We start from the raw sequence: 16,359 nt of genomic DNA, 5'->3' as shown, positions 1-16,359 counted from the left end.
ACAAAGGAGAAAAAAAGAAGACAACCAAGCCCAATAATGGACTGGCCGCCTAATAATAAAAACTCTAAAAGTTGTAATTTAAAATAGTTCTTTAAATTATATACCCACCACATTTGGTGGAGAACCAAAAATTAGCCGAAAAACATCATTTCTGAAGTTATCGGCTAAAGTTATAAATTATATTTATTTGTACATGAACAAATAATTTACATTAATTTGTCATTTCTTCTTTTTCCCAATCGATTTTATATCTTTCTGAAGAACGATCTGTCCATTTATCTTTAGTATTGGTACCTTTCCAATTTGTTGAAGTCCAATGCAATTGGTAGTCATCACGAACTCGTTCGTATATTACATCTATATTTGTTTGTTGTTTGGATGCTTTTCTATCCATAGTAATAACTGTAGCGAAGTCTGGTGAAAACCCTGAAGATAATAGAGAACTTGCTTTGTTAGGATCAAGGAAGTTCTCTGCTGCTTTCATAGAACCATTTCTAGTTTTCATGAAAAGTTGATTGCCATATACCGGGTTCCAAGAATCTCTATCATATGGTCCCCAATTTTGATTCACCATATTGTTAAATATCACTTTCCAGCCTACTTTTTTATCAGTTGGGCTCTCTAAAATTGTTTTGAAATCAGGTTGAACATATTTCAGTGTATGACCAATCGAAACATTTGCACCAATAAGGCCGCCAATTTTTCCTGTATCATCACCAGTAACATTACCGTTGAATCCATAAGTTAAAGTACTCATATACTCTTTTGTATCAATCGAATTTCTTGGATAGTAATCAGATATTTGAGCTACTTCATTATCAGGTAGTTGCAACTGTACCTTAAAGGCTGAAGGCCAGGCTAAACCACTTTTGTTAGCACCTTCTTCGCTATAAACTCTATATTGACCAGCAATGGTACCTTTCGTTCTAATAACTAGCAGTTTTTTATTGTGATTTTTATCATCGATAAAACTATAAAATACTTTTTTGTGCATGCCATTTTCTTTATCATAAGTGACTAAATCACCTGTTTTTACTGTAGTATTGCTTCCAATATCTGTAGTACCGGTTTTAATATTAATATCAGAATCTGCGGCATTAGCGACAGGATTCATTAATATGGAACCTAGCAATAGTGTTGTTGTTACTGAGCTGACTATACGTGTTTTCATTTTCATCATCCTTCTATTTTTTTTAACGATTTGAGGAAACAATAATCAATATGTCAATTTAGAATATTGCAGTTGAGACATATCAAATATTTATAATCGTTTATATTAGTATATTTAATGTAGCAACTGATAAATTACTGAGTGATGATGAGTGATTATTTTAAGAATATGTTTTTAACTTTTATTTAAAATTTGAAAGGAAGCATTTCAATTTCGAGGGTTAGTCAAAGTTGAATAAATTCTTTATGAAACAAGGAAAAGACATAGCTAATTTTATTGATTAATTTCTTTAAAACTAATGATTTGTTTGATTTAAAAATGTAATCGATTGCAATATAAAAATACAAATATCTTAGAATTAAATCAATTAATTAACTATTAAATAAAAATTAACTATATATTAACTACTGTAAATTAATAAATAGAAATAGAGAAAAAGGGTATTAATTATGTTTGGAATTTCGTCGGGAATAATTTTTGCCATTACATAGAAATATCTAATAGATAATGAAAAAGTATCGTATGTATTTTTAATATAGTGTAAAATATCATATGTAAAATAAAATGTAGATTTTTAGTTAGAGGCATTATAAGAAAATTTTGAGTATAGGTTAGCTTTTAATTATGAATCTTATTGAAATTTGATTAATAAATATATGATAGGGGATTAAAATGAAACTATTTTATATCGTATTTCTTATTATTATATGGCTGAATATATTTTTAGGAAATGAAATTATCCATACACTGACTGTTTTAATAACAACATTGTATATTGTTAATTCAAGAAAGGGGATTAAAAATGACAGAGTTGAATAATATTATAAACTCTCTTCAATCTTTGTTTGAGTCTGAATCAGGCTATAAAATTTCGAAAAATTCAGGAGTTCCATATCAAACAGTACAAGATTTAAGAAATGGGAAAACCAAACTAGAAGATGCTAGATTTAGAACGATTATTAAACTTTATAGTTACTATGTCTCATTAAAAGAACATTAATCATGGGACAATAAAGTATTGCTATAATAATTGAATCATTAAATGAAGGAATAGAGCCTAAGACATAATAAATCAATGTCTTAGGCTCTACAATATTATATTGGTAGTAGTTGACCGAATGAAAATGACCATGTAACAAGCATTTTTGGGGCCCCAACACAGAAGCTGACGAAAAGTCAGCTTACAATAATGTGCAAGTTGGGGATGGGCCCCAACACAGAGAATTTCAAAAAGAAATTCTACAGACAATGCAAGTTGGCGGGGCCCCAACATAGAGAAATTCAAAAAGAAATTCTACAGACAATGCAAGTTGGGGAGTGACAACGAAATAAATTTTATAAAATACCATTTCTGTCACATTCCTACTCCCAATTCCATTTAAATATATAGAAAATTTCACCTATTATATACATCATACACTTTAAAAATTATCATTTAAATAATCTGATTTGGAATTAAAGTGCATGAAGTATAAGTCACCTTCATATACTAATCAAAGAGGACGTCAACAGTTATTTTATTAGGATTTTTAACATAAACATTTGCTAGATCTGAATGTAATCTTTTGCTTAAATCAATAGTGTAGTTATTACCGCCACCGGTGATCTTAAGCTTACCTTTATTACGATTTTCGGTATATAATATTTTATTTTTTATTAACGCTTCTCGTGCACGGAAATCGATTTCTTTCAATGTTAATACTGGTTTATTGCCTTGGTATATTTTATGCGCACCAATAATCGTTTGTAGTTTATCTTTGTATTGCACAAAAAGATTATAAGTTTTATCAGAAGGTTTTGCGGCTGGTGTAACGCCACCTGTAAATGTCTCTCTATAAGACCACCATAACTGATCAGTATCTTTGTCTTTTAGTCCAAACACATCTACGTAACGATCTTTTAACTGATTAATATTTCCCCAACTTTCAGCGCCCCATAAAGATATATGTGCTGACCATGAATATCTCTTAAGTTCAACATAAATGTTTCCATTATCATATTGATATAGCCATTTATTTGAAAATGAAAAATGAGGCTGTGTGTAATATTTAATTAATTCATTGATGTTAGTTTCATCTTGACCAATGCTATAAGCTTTAGCTTCAGAGTAAAAACTAAATACTGGTTTTTGATTTTGAGGTAATACAGTACCTAATAGTAATAATGTTGTCGTTAAAATTATATTTTTCGTGATGTTCTTACTCATTAGAACATCTCCTTTCAGAGGAATCATGATACGAGGAATAAGAAATTTAAATGTGAGCGAAGTCAATATAGTATTTGCGATTATTTTTATTAACTCCATTATTATTGTTAGTTTGATTTTTCGAGGATAACTTCAATTTTTGCATTTTGAGGTTTTTTAACATATCTATTTGCATCAGTTGATGGCAACCTTTTACTTAAATCTATTGTGTAGTTATTGTCTGCACCTGTTATTTTAATTTGTCCTTTATTATAAGAATTATTATATAATTTTTTACTTTTAATTAATGTTTGACGAATACGAAAATCTAATTCTTTTAAAGTTAAAACAGGCTTATTGCCTTCATAAATTGGAAATCCGCCAGTAAACGTTTCTGCTTTATCTTTATATGTCACATTCAGTTTATAGTGTTTATCGTTAGATGTTGCTGCAGGAGTAACACCACCAGTAAACGTTTCTTGAGATAATGCAAAAGAATCAATGGTTTCTTGGTCTTTTATGCCAAAAATATCAACGCTTTTATTTCTTAATTGGTTGATATTGCCCCAACTTTCAGGTCCATAAACTTGAATATGACTATACCAAGAAAACTGTAACAACGTTGCATGAATCGTACCGTTATCTTTTTGCCATAACGTACTGTTAGAGAAGGTTAAATATTTTTGCGAGTAATATTTAGTTAACTCATTAACGTTAGTTTCGTTTTGATTTATATAATAAGCTTTCGCTTCAGATGAAGAATTGATAGGTGTATTAGGAAATTGTGTAAATGCTGTACCTAATAGTAACAATGTTGTTGATAAAATAATTTTTTTCGTGATGTTATTGTTCATTCGAATTTCTCCTTTGAGTATTGTTGGAATGTTTAATTATAAAAAGGGGTTAATTAGATAATTGAAATTATCCGCATTTACAAAAGGTAATAGGTTAGTTAGATTTTTCGAGTATGACTTCAATTTGTGCATTTTTAGGATTTTTAACATAACGGTTTGTGTCAGTTAATTTTAACTTTTTACTTAAATCAATCGTGTAATTATTTCCATCAGCAGTTATCTTAATTTGACCTTTATTAAATTCTCCGTTATATAACTTTTTATTCTTTATTAATGTTTGACGAATACGGAAATCTAATTCTTTTAAAGTTAATACTGGTTTATTTCCTTTGTAAAATTCATGTCCACCGATGATAGTTTGTTGTTTATCACTATATTTTAAAAATAGTCTATAAGGTTTATCAGATGAAGTAGCTGCTGGCGTAACACCACCAGTAAATGTTTCATCATAAGTCCAGTAACCTTCAACTGTGTCCTCATCTTTAGTTCCAAATATATCAACGTATTTATTTCTTAACTGATTAATGTTTCCCCAACTCTCGGATCCAAACACTTGAATATGACTATACCAAACCCACGTTTGCAATGTTGCATGAATGCTACCATTGGGCTTTTGCCATAGCCATTTTCCAGATAATGAAAAATGCGGCTGAGTGTAATATTTGATTAACTCATTGATATTAGTCTCGTTTTCACTGATATTATAGGCTTTTGCTTCAGATGAAAAACTGATTGGTGTTTTAGGAAGTTGTGTTGATGTGGTTCCTAAAAGTAACAATGCTGTTGATAAAACTAATTTATTCATGATGTTCTTTTTCATATGAAAATCTCCTTTGCGTGAATTACCCAAAGTATATAAGCTATTACACCGATTCGGAATTAAATAAAAGCTAAAACTATGTTAAATAAACTTAAACAGTTAGTAGTGTTATTTAAGCAAAACTTATCATTTTTAAGTTTTGGACAGAAACAGTACTTAATAAAGTAGGCGGGAGTTATATATTAAAAACGACACGTTACAATTATTCTCTAATCAATTGCATTAAATTGTTTGATAATTGAATTTTCTAACTACTTGAAAAATAGTTATACTTTAAATGTAGTACTTATTTTAATTATTTCCTACTACTTAAATTTAATATTAATAAAATGTTCATTTAATTATTGATAAAATATTACAAATTTTAATAGTAGGTTGTGTTTATTTTGTATGCGCTTACAATTTAGGTGTAACTAAAATAAAAGGAGTTGTTATTAATGAAAAATTTACGAAACAGAAGTTTTTTAACTTTATTAGACTTTTCACGACAAGAGGTAGAATTCTTATTAACACTCTCCGAGGATTTAAAACGTGCTAAATATATTGGCACTGAAAAGCCTATGTTAAAAAATAAAAATATTGCACTGTTATTTGAAAAAGATTCTACAAGAACGCGATGTGCATTTGAAGTTGCAGCGCATGATCAAGGTGCAAATGTAACTTATTTAGGCCCAACTGGATCACAAATGGGTAAAAAAGAAACAACTAAAGATACTGCACGTGTGCTTGGTGGAATGTATGATGGCATTGAATACCGTGGTTTTTCACAAAGAACAGTAGAAACTTTAGCTGAATATTCAGGCGTACCAGTGTGGAATGGTTTAACTGATGAAGATCATCCTACTCAAGTTCTTGCTGATTTCTTAACAGCAAAAGAAGTCTTAAAAAAAGATTATGCAGATATTAACTTTACATATGTTGGAGATGGTCGTAATAACGTTGCAAATGCATTAATGCAAGGTGCTGCCATTATGGGTATGAACTTCCATTTAGTTTGTCCAAAAGAATTAAATCCAACAGATGAATTATTAAATCGCTGTAAAAATATTGCCGCTGAAAATGGTGGCAACATATTAATCACAGATGATATTGACCAAGGTGTAAAAGGTTCGGATGTAATTTACACTGATGTTTGGGTATCAATGGGTGAACCTGATGAAGTATGGAAAGAACGACTTGAATTATTGAAACCATATCAAGTAAATAAAGAAATGATGGATAAAACTGGTAATCCAAATGTTATTTTTGAGCATTGCTTACCATCTTTCCATAATGCTGATACGAAAATTGGTCAACAAATTTTTGAAAAATATGGAATTCGAGAAATGGAAGTTACAGATGAAGTATTCGAAAGTAAAGCTTCAGTTGTATTCCAAGAAGCTGAGAACAGAATGCATACAATCAAAGCAGTGATGGTTGCTACATTGGGTGAATTTTAAATGATATAAGGAAGTGAATATGATGGCGAAAATAGTAGTAGCATTAGGTGGTAATGCTTTAGGAAAATCACCTCAAGAACAACTCGAGCTTGTTAAAAATACTGCGAAATCATTAGTAGGATTAATAACAAAAGGACATGAGATTGTTATTAGTCATGGTAATGGACCACAGGTTGGAAGCATTAATTTGGGACTTAACTATGCTGCAGAACATAACCAAGGTCCGGCATTTCCATTTGCTGAATGTGGCGCAATGAGTCAAGCTTACATCGGCTATCAATTACAAGAAAGCTTACAAAATGAATTGCATTCTATTGGAATGGATAAACAAGTGGTAACACTAGTGACACAAGTTGAAGTTGATGAAAATGATCCGGCATTTAACAATCCTTCAAAACCAATTGGGTTATTTTACAACAAAGAAGAAGCTGAACAAATTCAAAAAGAAAAAGGATTTATATTTGTTGAAGATGCTGGAAGAGGATATAGACGCGTTGTTCCTTCACCACAACCCATCTCTATTATTGAATTAGAGAGTATTAAAACACTTATTAAAAATGATACACTCGTTATTGCTGCTGGTGGTGGAGGTATACCAGTAATTAGAGAGCAACATGATGGTTTTAAAGGTATTGATGCAGTTATAGACAAAGATAAAACAAGTGCGTTGTTGGGTGCTAATATTCAATGCGATCAATTGATTATTTTAACAGCAATTGATTATGTATATATTAATTTTAACACTGAAAACCAACAGCCTTTGAAAACAACAAATGTTGATGAATTAAAACGATATATAGACGAAAATCAATTTGCAAAAGGAAGTATGTTACCAAAAATTGAAGCAGCCATATCATTTATTGAAAACAATCCAAAAGGAAGCGTGCTTATAACATCATTAAATGAATTAGATGCTGCCTTAGAGGGTAAAGTAGGTACTGTGATTAAAAAGTAATTGAATTGAAACGCTTTTCAATTACTATATGTCAAATGCATGATTTTTATTATTTATGTGCACCCCCTGAAAATAATGCCTCTATTTTGATGCGGGGTGCACTTTCTTAATTTATATTTATAAAATCTTTAAGGTAGAAATGCTAGGTTAAATGTCGAAGGAGATGAAACCGTGGAAAATACAATTAATGAAAGTGAAAAGAAAAAACGATTTAAATTAAAAATGCCAGGTGCATTTATGATTTTATTCATTTTAACGGTTGTTGCAGTTATAGCAACATGGGTTATTCCTGCTGGTGCATATTCTAAACTTTCTTACGAACCTTCATCCCAAGAACTAAAGATAGTTAACCCTCATAACCAAGTGAAAAAGGTTCCGGGTACGCAACAGGAACTAGACAAAATGGGGGTTAAAATTAAGATTGAACAATTTAAATCAGGTGCAATTAATAAGCCAGTATCAATTCCGAATACTTATGAAAGATTAAAGCAACATCCAGCTGGACCAGAACAAATAACAAGTAGCATGGTTGAAGGTACGATAGAAGCGGTCGATATCATGGTATTCATTCTTGTACTAGGGGGACTTATTGGCGTAGTTCAAGCCAGTGGTTCTTTTGAATCGGGATTGTTAGCTTTAACGAAGAAAACAAAAGGGCATGAATTTATGCTAATTGTGTTTGTATCAATACTAATGATTATCGGCGGGACGTTATGTGGTATTGAAGAAGAAGCTGTAGCATTCTATCCGATTTTAGTCCCTATATTTATAGCGTTAGGATACGATTCTATCGTTTCAGTTGGTGCCATATTCCTTGCCAGCTCTGTCGGTAGTACATTTTCAACTATTAACCCGTTCTCGGTTGTAATTGCCTCTAATGCCGCTGGTACAACTTTTACGGATGGCTTGTATTGGAGAATAGGTGCTTGTATTGTCGGTGCGATTTTTGTTATTAGTTATTTATATTGGTACTGTAAAAAAATTAAAAACGATCCTAAAGCGTCATATTCTTATGAAGACAAAGATGCTTTTGAACAGCAATGGTCTGTATTAAAAGATGACGATAGTGCCCATTTTACTTTGCGTAAGAAGATAATCCTTACATTATTTGTACTACCATTTCCAATTATGGTATGGGGAGTTATGACGCAAGGTTGGTGGTTCCCAGTTATGGCTTCAGCATTTTTAATATTTACAATTATAATAATGTTTATTGCTGGGACAGGTAAATCTGGATTGGGAGAAAAAGGAACTGTAGATGCATTTGTCAATGGTGCATCAAGTTTAGTAGGTGTATCTTTAATTATTGGTTTAGCTCGAGGTATTAATTTAGTGTTGAATGAAGGTATGATTTCAGATACAATCTTACACTTTTCATCATCTTTAGTTCAACATATGAGTGGACCATTATTTATCATCGTATTACTATTTATTTTCTTCTGTTTAGGTTTTATCGTGCCATCATCTTCTGGATTAGCGGTATTATCAATGCCTATCTTTGCACCACTAGCTGATACAGTAGGTATACCAAGATTCGTCATCGTTACGACATATCAATTTGGTCAATATGCGATGTTATTCTTAGCGCCGACTGGACTTGTTATGGCCACACTACAAATGTTAAACATGCGATATTCACATTGGTTCCGATTTGTATGGCCGGTAGTTGCTTTTGTATTGATTTTCGGTGGCGGAGTACTAATTACGCAAGTACTAATTTATTCATAATTTGAAATGCTATATTATAAAAATACTAATTGGGTTTTATGCATCTCGTAGGTTTGTAGAAATGCTAAACTAAGCGAGGTGCATTATTATTTTTGATTAAGAAAATAATGACGGTAATGATAACACTAGTAAGTAATTGATACAATGCTCTATTTAATAATGATATTTTTAAAATTTGTTTTTAATGTAATGTTAGATCTATGGTATATTATATTTATCGTGGTAAATATGTATTTGCTGTAAACAGTTTTTGTAACACATGACACATATGGTTGTGAAAATAGCATATATAAAGGATGGCTATAAATGACACATTTGACAAAGGTTTTAGATACACTAACTGGAATATGCGTAGTATTATTATTTAGTAAATATTTTGTGGCGTATGCAAATATGGTGTTTGATTGGAATTTAAGATGGTATTTGCTAGAAAACATACCACATTTGCCAATTATATTATTTATTCTGATGTTTATTTTCGGAGTACCTTCTGAAATGATAAAAGATAGGCAAAGGAAAAATAACGGTGTTTAATTTATCGATATTTAGAGGTGATAAAATTTGTCAACTATTACAAAGACTAAAATAAAAATCTTTATTAATTATTTTATTGGTATATTAGCCTTGGCGTTTGCTGCTTATATATTATTTAAATAAAGGTTAGAGTGAAACGTGTTTATGAACTAGACGTTCTAGTATAGTTACTACAGCTTTAGTCAGAAGGTATCATTGATAAGATCATATTAAATCAAAGAGGCATTGATATACACTAAAAAGAGGCAAGATTACCTGCCTCTTTTTTAGTTATTAAATATGCGTGTTAATTCTTGGTAATAGTGTTACTGAGACGCATTACGAAGAAATTTATCTTGATTTTCCTTTTTTAAAAAGAAGTGAAGATATCCTATAAAGACTCTAAGTACTATTACAGTGGCTAATAACACTTCGATAAACAAAAGACCTTTCCAAATATCTGGAAACATAAGTACAGGCAAACTGTTCTTTAAAGCAGTTGCTGAGATTACTAAAGGGAATGTGAAAGCTGAAAATACGGGCGAAAAAGGTTCTTTTAGTAATTTAGGCAATTGTATAATGATATAAAAATAAAATATTTGAGCTAATATTAAAAATATAATTACGATAAAAGCATTCGCCTTAGGAAAGGCTATAACATATGCTGCAGCGACTAAAGAAAATGGTGCACAAATTGTCGATGTGTTCGGTTTGATTGACGTCTGCAATGGAAATGCTTTTAATCGCTTGAAAACAATAGGTAAGACAATACAAGTAGCTACAAAGCCATATATTACTGTTAATTGACCTATGAAAAAACATCCGCTAACGGGTGCCGTCAATCCTGCGATAGCAATACCAATAAAAAGTACAGTCCACGAAGGATAAACATTTTCAAGTGAAAAATCTTTTAAATATTTTATTGAAAAAATAATCATATGCGTCATAATTCCCACAAGGCATAAAATCCAAATAGGCGTTATTAAGCTATTGATAAAAGTTATGTTACTAAAAAATGTATTTAAATAAGTAGTACCTAAAAAGCCAGACATGAAAAATGTTGTGAACACTGATGAAACTAGAGGACTGTTTAATTGTTCTTTCACATTATTAAAATATTTGATCATAGTACATAAAAGGTGAATCCAAATCAAGAAAGCAAAGATTCCGCAAACAGCGTTTAAAGTAAGAGATAAGTCTTTTAATAGATTACCCAGGCCTAATAATCCTAAGACTAGTCCTGACGTTACTAGAGGTGCTTTTTGAAGTCTCATGATTTACAACCTTTCTTATGTGATTTTCTTCACTAATTATATCATGATAGCTATGGCCAATTAATAAGAAGAGTGTGTACTATTACGTTATTAGAGTATGTATATTGGATTGATAGACACATAATTGACATTTAAATCTCAAAATTAATGATATTTGAGGTATGCTTTGCAACCTAAATATTGGAATATGTGGAAAAGTAATTATTTAATTTAAATGATGATTGAAGATTTACAAGGGGGTGTACAAAATGAGAAATCAAATTCAAAAACTATTAGACAGTGATTTGAGCAGTTTACATATATCGAAACAAACAGGAGTTCCACAAAGCACAATACACAGAATGAGAAAAAAAGAAAGATCATTAGACAATATGTCATTGAAAAACGCTGAACTACTTTATAAATTTGCCAATAGTATATTTAGCAATGAAAATTAAGAAGAATAATTAGTGAGTTAAATAATTAAAAAACCACGTCTCGATGGACGTGGTTATTTTTTTAAATGTATTTAATTATAGGATTTCGGGCCCCTGAAAAGTCCCTAAAATTTTGAATAGTATCAAAATCTATAGGAATAATATAATAATAAAAATCTCTACGCATGCAAATGGTGAGTGTTAAAAATCTTGGTGTAGTGTTGGTGTAGTTCAGGTGCAGTATAGATGAAATTTGAGCACAAAATTACTTAATTAAAAATGTATAAACAAGTGTCAGACGCGTGTCAATTGTGTGTCAAAAAATTCTATGACGAATAAGCATGCTTGTTTTAATTACTGTATTTTCGGGGCTTATGCGGGGGACGTTTTGGTGACGCATCATACTATATTACTGAAATTCAAAACAAAAAGAGCCCCGTAATCACGGAACTCTTTTGTTTGGTAATGCGTATAAAAATACCTATAAACGTCCTGGGAGGGATTCGAACCCCCGACCGATGGCTTAGAAGGCCATTGCTCTATCCAGCTGAGCTACCAGGACACGTTTAACAACACAAGAATTATTATATCTAAATGAACTTAAATTAGCAATACCTTGTAAATAAAAAATGTTTATATTTTTCACTATTATAGAGCTATTTATCTAAAAAGGTTCAATAAGACTTAAATGCGAATTCAGGCAACTTAATTGTGTTAAATACAGTTTTGAATGCCTAACTGTATTTCTTTTCTCTTTAAAATACAGTTAAGTACATTATAAGATGTTGTGCGGATAAACAAACTAATTGCATCAAATTTATTTTAAAATAACAACGACAAAACGTTAAGCGAATAACATTTCGGTGATTTAAAAGCTACGCACGTTTTTGTTATCTTCAAATTTAAATTTTAAGGAGTGTTTTCAATGGAAGGTTTATTTAACGCAATTAAAGATACCGTAACTGCAGCAATTAATAATGATGGCGCAAAATTAGGCACAAGCATTGTGAGCATCGTTGAAAATGGCGTAGGTTTATTAGGTAAATTATTCGGATTCTAATTTCAATATGTTATGTAAGTAATCAGTATTATTTCAAAGGTGAGGGAGAGATTTAAATGACTGGACTAGCAGAAGCAATCGCAAATACTGTGCAAGCTGCACAACAACATGATAGTGTGAAATTAGGCACAAGTATCGTAGACATCGTTGCTAACGGTGTGGGTTTACTAGGTAAATTATTTGGATTCTAATATAATAACTAATATTCTTTAAAATAAACTGGGTGAGCATACTTTAATGTTATGCACTCAGTTTATTTTATTTGCAGAAATTTGAGCCTCTGTTAAGATTTAGATACATAGACAATATAGGAGATGGGGAAATTGGGATATAAAAATATTTTGATAGACTTTGATGATACAATTGTTGATTTTTATGATGCAGAAGAATGGGCGTTTCACTATATGGCGAATGTTTTTAATCATAAAGCAACAAAGGATGATTTTTTAACATTTAAAAAAATCAATCACCAACATTGGGAAGCTTTTCAACAAAATAAATTAACGAAGTCTGAAGTATTATCAGAACGATTTGTGAATTACTTCAAACATCATCAAATGGAAGTTGATGGGCATCGTGCAGATGTGTTATTTAGAAATGGATTAGCAGAAGCTAAAGTTAAATACTTTGATCAAACATTAGAAACAATTGTCGAATTATCGAAAAGACATGATTTATATATTGTTACTAATGGTGTAACCGAAACGCAAAAGAGAAGGTTAAATCAGACGCCGTTGCATAAATATATTAAAAAGATATTTATATCTGAAGAAACAGGATATCAAAAACCTAATCCGGAATTTTTTAATTATGTTTTTAATGATATTGGTGAGGATGAAAGACAGCACTCGATTATAGTTGGAGATTCTTTAACATCTGACATTCTAGGTGGAATCAATGCGGGTATAGCTACTTGCTGGTTTAATTTTAGAGGATTTGATCATAATCCAGGAATTATACCTGATTATGAAATTAATTCATGGAAACAACTAAATGATATTGTACGTTAAGACAAATAATTTGAAAATGATTTACTTATATTAGCTTAAGAAAGTAATTGTAAAAACGACACTACGAAAAGATGCATTTTCATGCTCGTAGTGTCGAATATTATTATCTTATGGTTTCCACAATAAGACATCATGTCCCTCTATATTTTTAGCTTCCACATCTGTAAATCCATGATGTAAAAAGAAATCCTTAGAATCATTTCTGCCAATGGCTTTAATTGGCATATTGAAACTCTTTGCAAAATCAATCAATTCTGAAGCGTACCCTCTGTTTTGATATTTTGGTAATACTTCTAACTTCCATAATAATATATAATCTTCAAAATCTGGGAAGTAGATTTCTTCGACATCACCTTTTTTTAGTAATGCCATTCTAGCTCCTAATTGATCTCCGACAAATATGCCATAAAATGGTGAATCTGAACTTGCATCAATCATTTGACCGTTTAACTCATTGACCATGTATAAGTCTTTGTTGCCAAACGCTCTAAAGTTTTCGAATAATTCGTCAGTTTTGTAATTAATTTCAAGACGTTTGATTTCACTCATATTTATCTACCCCTTATTTGTTTACTACTATTATTATACATTAAACCACTTGTGTTTTTCATTGATTTGAAAATGTAAAACAATGAATATTATAAATTTTCCATGATTAAATTGATTTTCAAGCCGTAAAATTGTCAATCACCGGTATAGACTTTATACTATAGTTTGTAATCGCGTACTTAAGGAGAAAAAACATGGACTGTAAAGTAGTTAGTTTAAATGAAAAAGATCAGTTTATACCAAAAATAAAGAGCAGTGACCCTGTAATAACAGGATTATTTCAATATGATGCAGCTCAACAAACTAGTTTTGAAAAAAGGATGTCTAAAGAAAATAATGGAAGAGAAGCGGCATTAGCGAATGTTATTCGTGAATATATGAGTGATTTAAAGCTTTCAAATGAACAAGAATTAAACATACAACATTTAGCTAATGGTTCAAAAGTTGTGATTGGTGGACAACAAGCAGGGCTTTTCGGGGGACCATTGTATACATTCCATAAAATATTTTCAATCATTACTTTATCTAAGGAATTAACGGATACACATAAGCAACAAGTAGTACCAGTTTTTTGGATTGCAGGAGAAGATCATGATTTCGATGAAGTGAATCATACATTTGTTTATAACGAAAATCATGGGTCGCTGCATAAGGTTAAATATCATACAATGGAGATGCCAGAGACGACAGTCTCTAGATATTATCCTGATAAGGCTGAGTTGAAACAAACTTTAAAAACGATGTTCATTCATATGAAAGAAACTGTTCATACACAAGGTCTACTGGAGATTTGTGACAGAATTATTGACCAATATGACTCGTGGACTGATATGTTTAAAGCACTACTGCATGAAACATTTAAAGCATATGGCGTTCTATTTATAGATGCGCAGTTTGAGCCGTTAAGAAAAATGGAAGCGCCTATGTTTAAAAAGATTTTGAAAAAACATCAGTTGCTTGATGATGCTTTTAGAGCAACACAACAACGTACTCAAAATCAAGGCTTGAATGCGATGATACAAACAGATACAAATGTTCATTTATTCTTACATGATGAAAATATGCGCCAATTAGTTTCGTATGATGGTAAGCATTTTAAATTAAATAAAACAGATAAGACATATATAAAGGAAGAAATTATAAATATTGCGGAAAATCAACCTGAATTATTTTCTAATAATGTAGTGACAAGACCATTAATGGAAGAATGGTTATTTAACACGGTGGCATTTGTTGGAGGACCGAGTGAAATTAAGTACTGGGCTGAACTAAAAGATGTATTTGAACTATTTGATGTTGAAATGCCTATCGTGATGCCAAGGCTTAGAATTACTTATTTAAATGACCGTATAGAAAAATTACTTTCGAAATACAATATTCCATTAGAAAAAGTGTTAGTCGATGGTGTTGAAGGAGAAAGAAGTAAGTTTATTAGAGAACAAGCATCACATCAATTTATTGAAAAGGTAGAAGGTATGATTGAACAACAGCGTCGTCTAAACAAAGACTTATTAGATGAAGTGGCGGGGAATCAAAATAATATTAACCTTGTGAATAAAAATAATGAAATTCATATACAACAGTATGATTATTTGTTAAAACGTTATCTTTTAAACATTGAAAGAGAAAACGACATCAGTATGAAGCAATTTAGAGAAATTCAAGAAACACTCCATCCAATGGGAGGATTACAAGAAAGAATATGGAATCCACTTCAAATTTTGAATGATTTTGGGACAGATGTGTTCAAGCCCTCCACCTATCCACCACTTTCTTACACTTTTGATCATATTATTATAAAACCTTAATATACCAAGGGTTTAGCCCGATTTATCTTAATGATAAATCGGGCATTTTTTTGTTTTTTAAAATAAATTTCACAAATTTTGTATAAATAGTGGTGGATAGTGGGGAGATGTGGTAAATTATATATAAGGTGAGGTGATAAAAAATGTTCATGGGAGAATACGATCATCAATTAGATACAAAAGGACGTATGATTATACCGTCCAAGTTTCGTTATGACTTAAATGAGCGTTTTATTATCACAAGAGGCCTTGATAAATGTTTATTCGGTTACACTCTAGACGAATGGCAACAGATTGAAGAGAAAATGAAAACCTTACCTATGACAAAAAAAGACGCACGTAAGTTTATGCGTATGTTCTTCTCTGGTGCTGTTGAAGTAGAACTTGATAAGCAAGGGCGTATTAACATCCCTCAAAACTTGAGGAAATACGCTAATTTAACTAAAGAATGTACAGTAATCGGTGTTTCAAATCGTATTGAGATTTGGGATAGAGAAACTTGGAATGATTTCTATGAAGAATCTGAAGAAAGTTTCGAAGATATTGCTGAAGATTTAATAGATTTTGATTTTTAAAA

At 31.0% G+C, this 16,359-nt stretch carries 18 protein-coding genes and 1 tRNA gene; 12 read left to right on the top strand and 7 right to left on the bottom strand.

Annotated features, from left to right (window positions below; all coding sequences use genetic code 11):
* Positions 1-211 precede the first annotated feature (211 nt).
* A complete protein-coding gene (gene hyl, locus IDG60_RS12570; protein ID WP_000857488.1) occupies positions 212-1,171 on the bottom strand; it encodes an alpha-hemolysin in 960 nt (319 codons plus the stop codon).
* Positions 1,172-1,843: 672 nt separating this feature from the next.
* Here hyl and IDG60_RS12565 point away from each other — a divergent pair.
* Together IDG60_RS12565 and IDG60_RS12560 are read left to right on the top strand one after the other, a co-directional pair.
* Positions 1,844-1,990 (top strand): hypothetical protein, encoded by a 147-nt coding sequence (locus IDG60_RS12565; protein ID WP_000765708.1) that lies wholly within the window; start codon positions 1,844-1,846, stop codon positions 1,988-1,990.
* On the top strand, positions 1,947-2,171 hold the full coding sequence (locus IDG60_RS12560) for a hypothetical protein (RefSeq protein ID WP_001802045.1): 225 nt from the start codon (positions 1,947-1,949) through the stop codon (positions 2,169-2,171). The genes IDG60_RS12565 and IDG60_RS12560 overlap by 44 nt, the downstream gene beginning before the upstream one ends.
* 489 nt (positions 2,172-2,660) lie before the next feature.
* Here IDG60_RS12560 and IDG60_RS12555 read toward each other — a convergent pair whose 3' ends face one another.
* The 3 genes from IDG60_RS12555 to IDG60_RS12545 form a co-directional block, all read right to left on the bottom strand.
* The gene (locus IDG60_RS12555; protein ID WP_000041897.1) at positions 2,661-3,377 is read right to left on the bottom strand and encodes a superantigen-like protein SSL12; all 717 of its coding nucleotides are present in this window, start codon (positions 3,375-3,377) and stop codon (positions 2,661-2,663) included.
* 107 nt (positions 3,378-3,484) lie between these two features.
* Positions 3,485-4,210, bottom strand: a complete 726-nt coding sequence (locus IDG60_RS12550; protein ID WP_206160754.1) for a superantigen-like protein SSL13 — start codon at positions 4,208-4,210, stop codon at positions 3,485-3,487.
* 94 nt (positions 4,211-4,304) lie between these two features.
* Positions 4,305-5,030: a superantigen-like protein SSL14 gene (locus IDG60_RS12545; RefSeq protein WP_000739531.1), complete on the bottom strand. Its 726-nt coding sequence runs from the start codon at positions 5,028-5,030 to the stop codon at positions 4,305-4,307.
* Between the two features lie 437 nt (positions 5,031-5,467).
* Between IDG60_RS12545 and argF the strand changes: the two genes are divergently transcribed.
* The 4 genes from argF (at position 5,468) to elxI1 (ending at position 9,686) form a co-directional block, all read left to right on the top strand.
* On the top strand, positions 5,468-6,469 hold the full coding sequence (argF, locus tag IDG60_RS12540; protein ID WP_000793607.1) for an ornithine carbamoyltransferase: 1,002 nt from the start codon (positions 5,468-5,470) through the stop codon (positions 6,467-6,469).
* Between the two features lie 22 nt (positions 6,470-6,491).
* A complete protein-coding gene (arcC, locus tag IDG60_RS12535; protein ID WP_001074342.1) occupies positions 6,492-7,424 on the top strand; it encodes a carbamate kinase in 933 nt (310 codons plus the stop codon).
* Positions 7,425-7,595: 171 nt separating this feature from the next.
* Positions 7,596-9,152, top strand: a complete 1,557-nt coding sequence (locus IDG60_RS12530) for a YfcC family protein (RefSeq protein WP_000432077.1) — start codon at positions 7,596-7,598, stop codon at positions 9,150-9,152.
* A 306-nt stretch (positions 9,153-9,458) separates the two neighbouring features.
* Positions 9,459-9,686: an epilancin biosynthesis-related protein ElxI1 gene (gene elxI1 / locus IDG60_RS12525; RefSeq protein WP_000149423.1), complete on the top strand. Its 228-nt coding sequence runs from the start codon at positions 9,459-9,461 to the stop codon at positions 9,684-9,686.
* Positions 9,687-9,991: 305 nt separating this feature from the next.
* On the opposite strand, the gene IDG60_RS12520 is transcribed toward elxI1, so the two are convergent.
* Entirely contained in the window at positions 9,992-10,939 is a 948-nt protein-coding gene (locus IDG60_RS12520; RefSeq protein WP_001239282.1) for a TDT family transporter, read from the bottom strand.
* 248 nt (positions 10,940-11,187) lie between these two features.
* Between IDG60_RS12520 and IDG60_RS12515 the strand changes: the two genes are divergently transcribed.
* Positions 11,188-11,376: a hypothetical protein gene (locus IDG60_RS12515; RefSeq protein WP_001245796.1), complete on the top strand. Its 189-nt coding sequence runs from the start codon at positions 11,188-11,190 to the stop codon at positions 11,374-11,376.
* Between the two features lie 467 nt (positions 11,377-11,843).
* On the opposite strand, the gene IDG60_RS12510 is transcribed toward IDG60_RS12515, so the two are convergent.
* Positions 11,844-11,917, bottom strand: a tRNA-Arg gene (locus tag IDG60_RS12510).
* Between the two features lie 363 nt (positions 11,918-12,280).
* Here IDG60_RS12510 and IDG60_RS12505 point away from each other — a divergent pair.
* From IDG60_RS12505 to IDG60_RS12495, 3 genes are all read left to right on the top strand, one after another.
* Positions 12,281-12,415: a beta-class phenol-soluble modulin gene (locus IDG60_RS12505; protein ID WP_000398672.1), complete on the top strand. Its 135-nt coding sequence runs from the start codon at positions 12,281-12,283 to the stop codon at positions 12,413-12,415.
* Between the two features lie 56 nt (positions 12,416-12,471).
* Entirely contained in the window at positions 12,472-12,606 is a 135-nt protein-coding gene (locus IDG60_RS12500) for a beta-class phenol-soluble modulin (RefSeq protein ID WP_000147103.1), read from the top strand.
* 123 nt (positions 12,607-12,729) lie between these two features.
* Positions 12,730-13,425, top strand: a complete 696-nt coding sequence (locus IDG60_RS12495; RefSeq protein ID WP_001788648.1) for a YjjG family noncanonical pyrimidine nucleotidase — start codon at positions 12,730-12,732, stop codon at positions 13,423-13,425.
* A gap of 108 nt (positions 13,426-13,533) precedes the next feature.
* On the opposite strand, the gene IDG60_RS12490 is transcribed toward IDG60_RS12495, so the two are convergent.
* Positions 13,534-13,974 carry an N-acetyltransferase gene (locus tag IDG60_RS12490; protein WP_001289711.1) on the bottom strand — a complete coding sequence of 147 codons (441 nt, stop codon included), beginning with the start codon at positions 13,972-13,974 and terminating at the stop codon, positions 13,534-13,536.
* 194 nt (positions 13,975-14,168) lie between these two features.
* Here IDG60_RS12490 and bshC point away from each other — a divergent pair, with 194 nt between their 5' ends.
* Both bshC and mraZ read left to right on the top strand, forming a co-directional pair.
* Positions 14,169-15,782 (top strand): bacillithiol biosynthesis cysteine-adding enzyme BshC, encoded by a 1,614-nt coding sequence (gene bshC, locus IDG60_RS12485; protein WP_000340465.1) that lies wholly within the window; start codon positions 14,169-14,171, stop codon positions 15,780-15,782.
* Positions 15,783-15,925: 143 nt separating this feature from the next.
* Positions 15,926-16,357, top strand: a complete 432-nt coding sequence (mraZ, locus tag IDG60_RS12480) for a division/cell wall cluster transcriptional repressor MraZ (protein WP_000480800.1) — start codon at positions 15,926-15,928, stop codon at positions 16,355-16,357.
* Positions 16,358-16,359 lie beyond the last annotated feature (2 nt).

It is taken from the genome of Staphylococcus sp. EG-SA-2 (assembly GCF_017152085.1).
This window is presented reverse-complemented; position numbering and strand designations above follow the sequence as displayed.

Excerpts from the sequence above, each read along its gene's own strand:
- hyl (WP_000857488.1), bottom strand. The coding sequence starts at position 1,171 with ATGAAAACACGTATAGTCAGCTCAGTAACAACAACACTATTGCTAGGT.
- IDG60_RS12565 (WP_000765708.1), top strand. The coding sequence starts at position 1,844 with ATGAAACTATTTTATATCGTATTTCTTATTATTATATGGCTGAATATA.
- IDG60_RS12555 (WP_000041897.1), bottom strand. The coding sequence starts at position 3,377 with ATGAGTAAGAACATCACGAAAAATATAATTTTAACGACAACATTATTA.
- IDG60_RS12550 (WP_206160754.1), bottom strand. The coding sequence starts at position 4,210 with ATGAACAATAACATCACGAAAAAAATTATTTTATCAACAACATTGTTA.
- IDG60_RS12545 (WP_000739531.1), bottom strand. The coding sequence starts at position 5,030 with ATGAAAAAGAACATCATGAATAAATTAGTTTTATCAACAGCATTGTTA.
- argF (WP_000793607.1), top strand. The coding sequence starts at position 5,468 with ATGAAAAATTTACGAAACAGAAGTTTTTTAACTTTATTAGACTTTTCA.
- arcC (WP_001074342.1), top strand. The coding sequence starts at position 6,492 with ATGGCGAAAATAGTAGTAGCATTAGGTGGTAATGCTTTAGGAAAATCA.
- elxI1 (WP_000149423.1), top strand. The coding sequence starts at position 9,459 with ATGACACATTTGACAAAGGTTTTAGATACACTAACTGGAATATGCGTA.
- IDG60_RS12520 (WP_001239282.1), bottom strand. The coding sequence starts at position 10,939 with ATGAGACTTCAAAAAGCACCTCTAGTAACGTCAGGACTAGTCTTAGGA.
- IDG60_RS12515 (WP_001245796.1), top strand. The coding sequence starts at position 11,188 with ATGAGAAATCAAATTCAAAAACTATTAGACAGTGATTTGAGCAGTTTA.
- IDG60_RS12505 (WP_000398672.1), top strand. The coding sequence starts at position 12,281 with ATGGAAGGTTTATTTAACGCAATTAAAGATACCGTAACTGCAGCAATT.
- IDG60_RS12500 (WP_000147103.1), top strand. The coding sequence starts at position 12,472 with ATGACTGGACTAGCAGAAGCAATCGCAAATACTGTGCAAGCTGCACAA.
- IDG60_RS12495 (WP_001788648.1), top strand. The coding sequence starts at position 12,730 with ATGGGGAAATTGGGATATAAAAATATTTTGATAGACTTTGATGATACA.
- IDG60_RS12490 (WP_001289711.1), bottom strand. The coding sequence starts at position 13,974 with ATGAGTGAAATCAAACGTCTTGAAATTAATTACAAAACTGACGAATTA.
- bshC (WP_000340465.1), top strand. The coding sequence starts at position 14,169 with ATGGACTGTAAAGTAGTTAGTTTAAATGAAAAAGATCAGTTTATACCA.
- mraZ (WP_000480800.1), top strand. The coding sequence starts at position 15,926 with ATGTTCATGGGAGAATACGATCATCAATTAGATACAAAAGGACGTATG.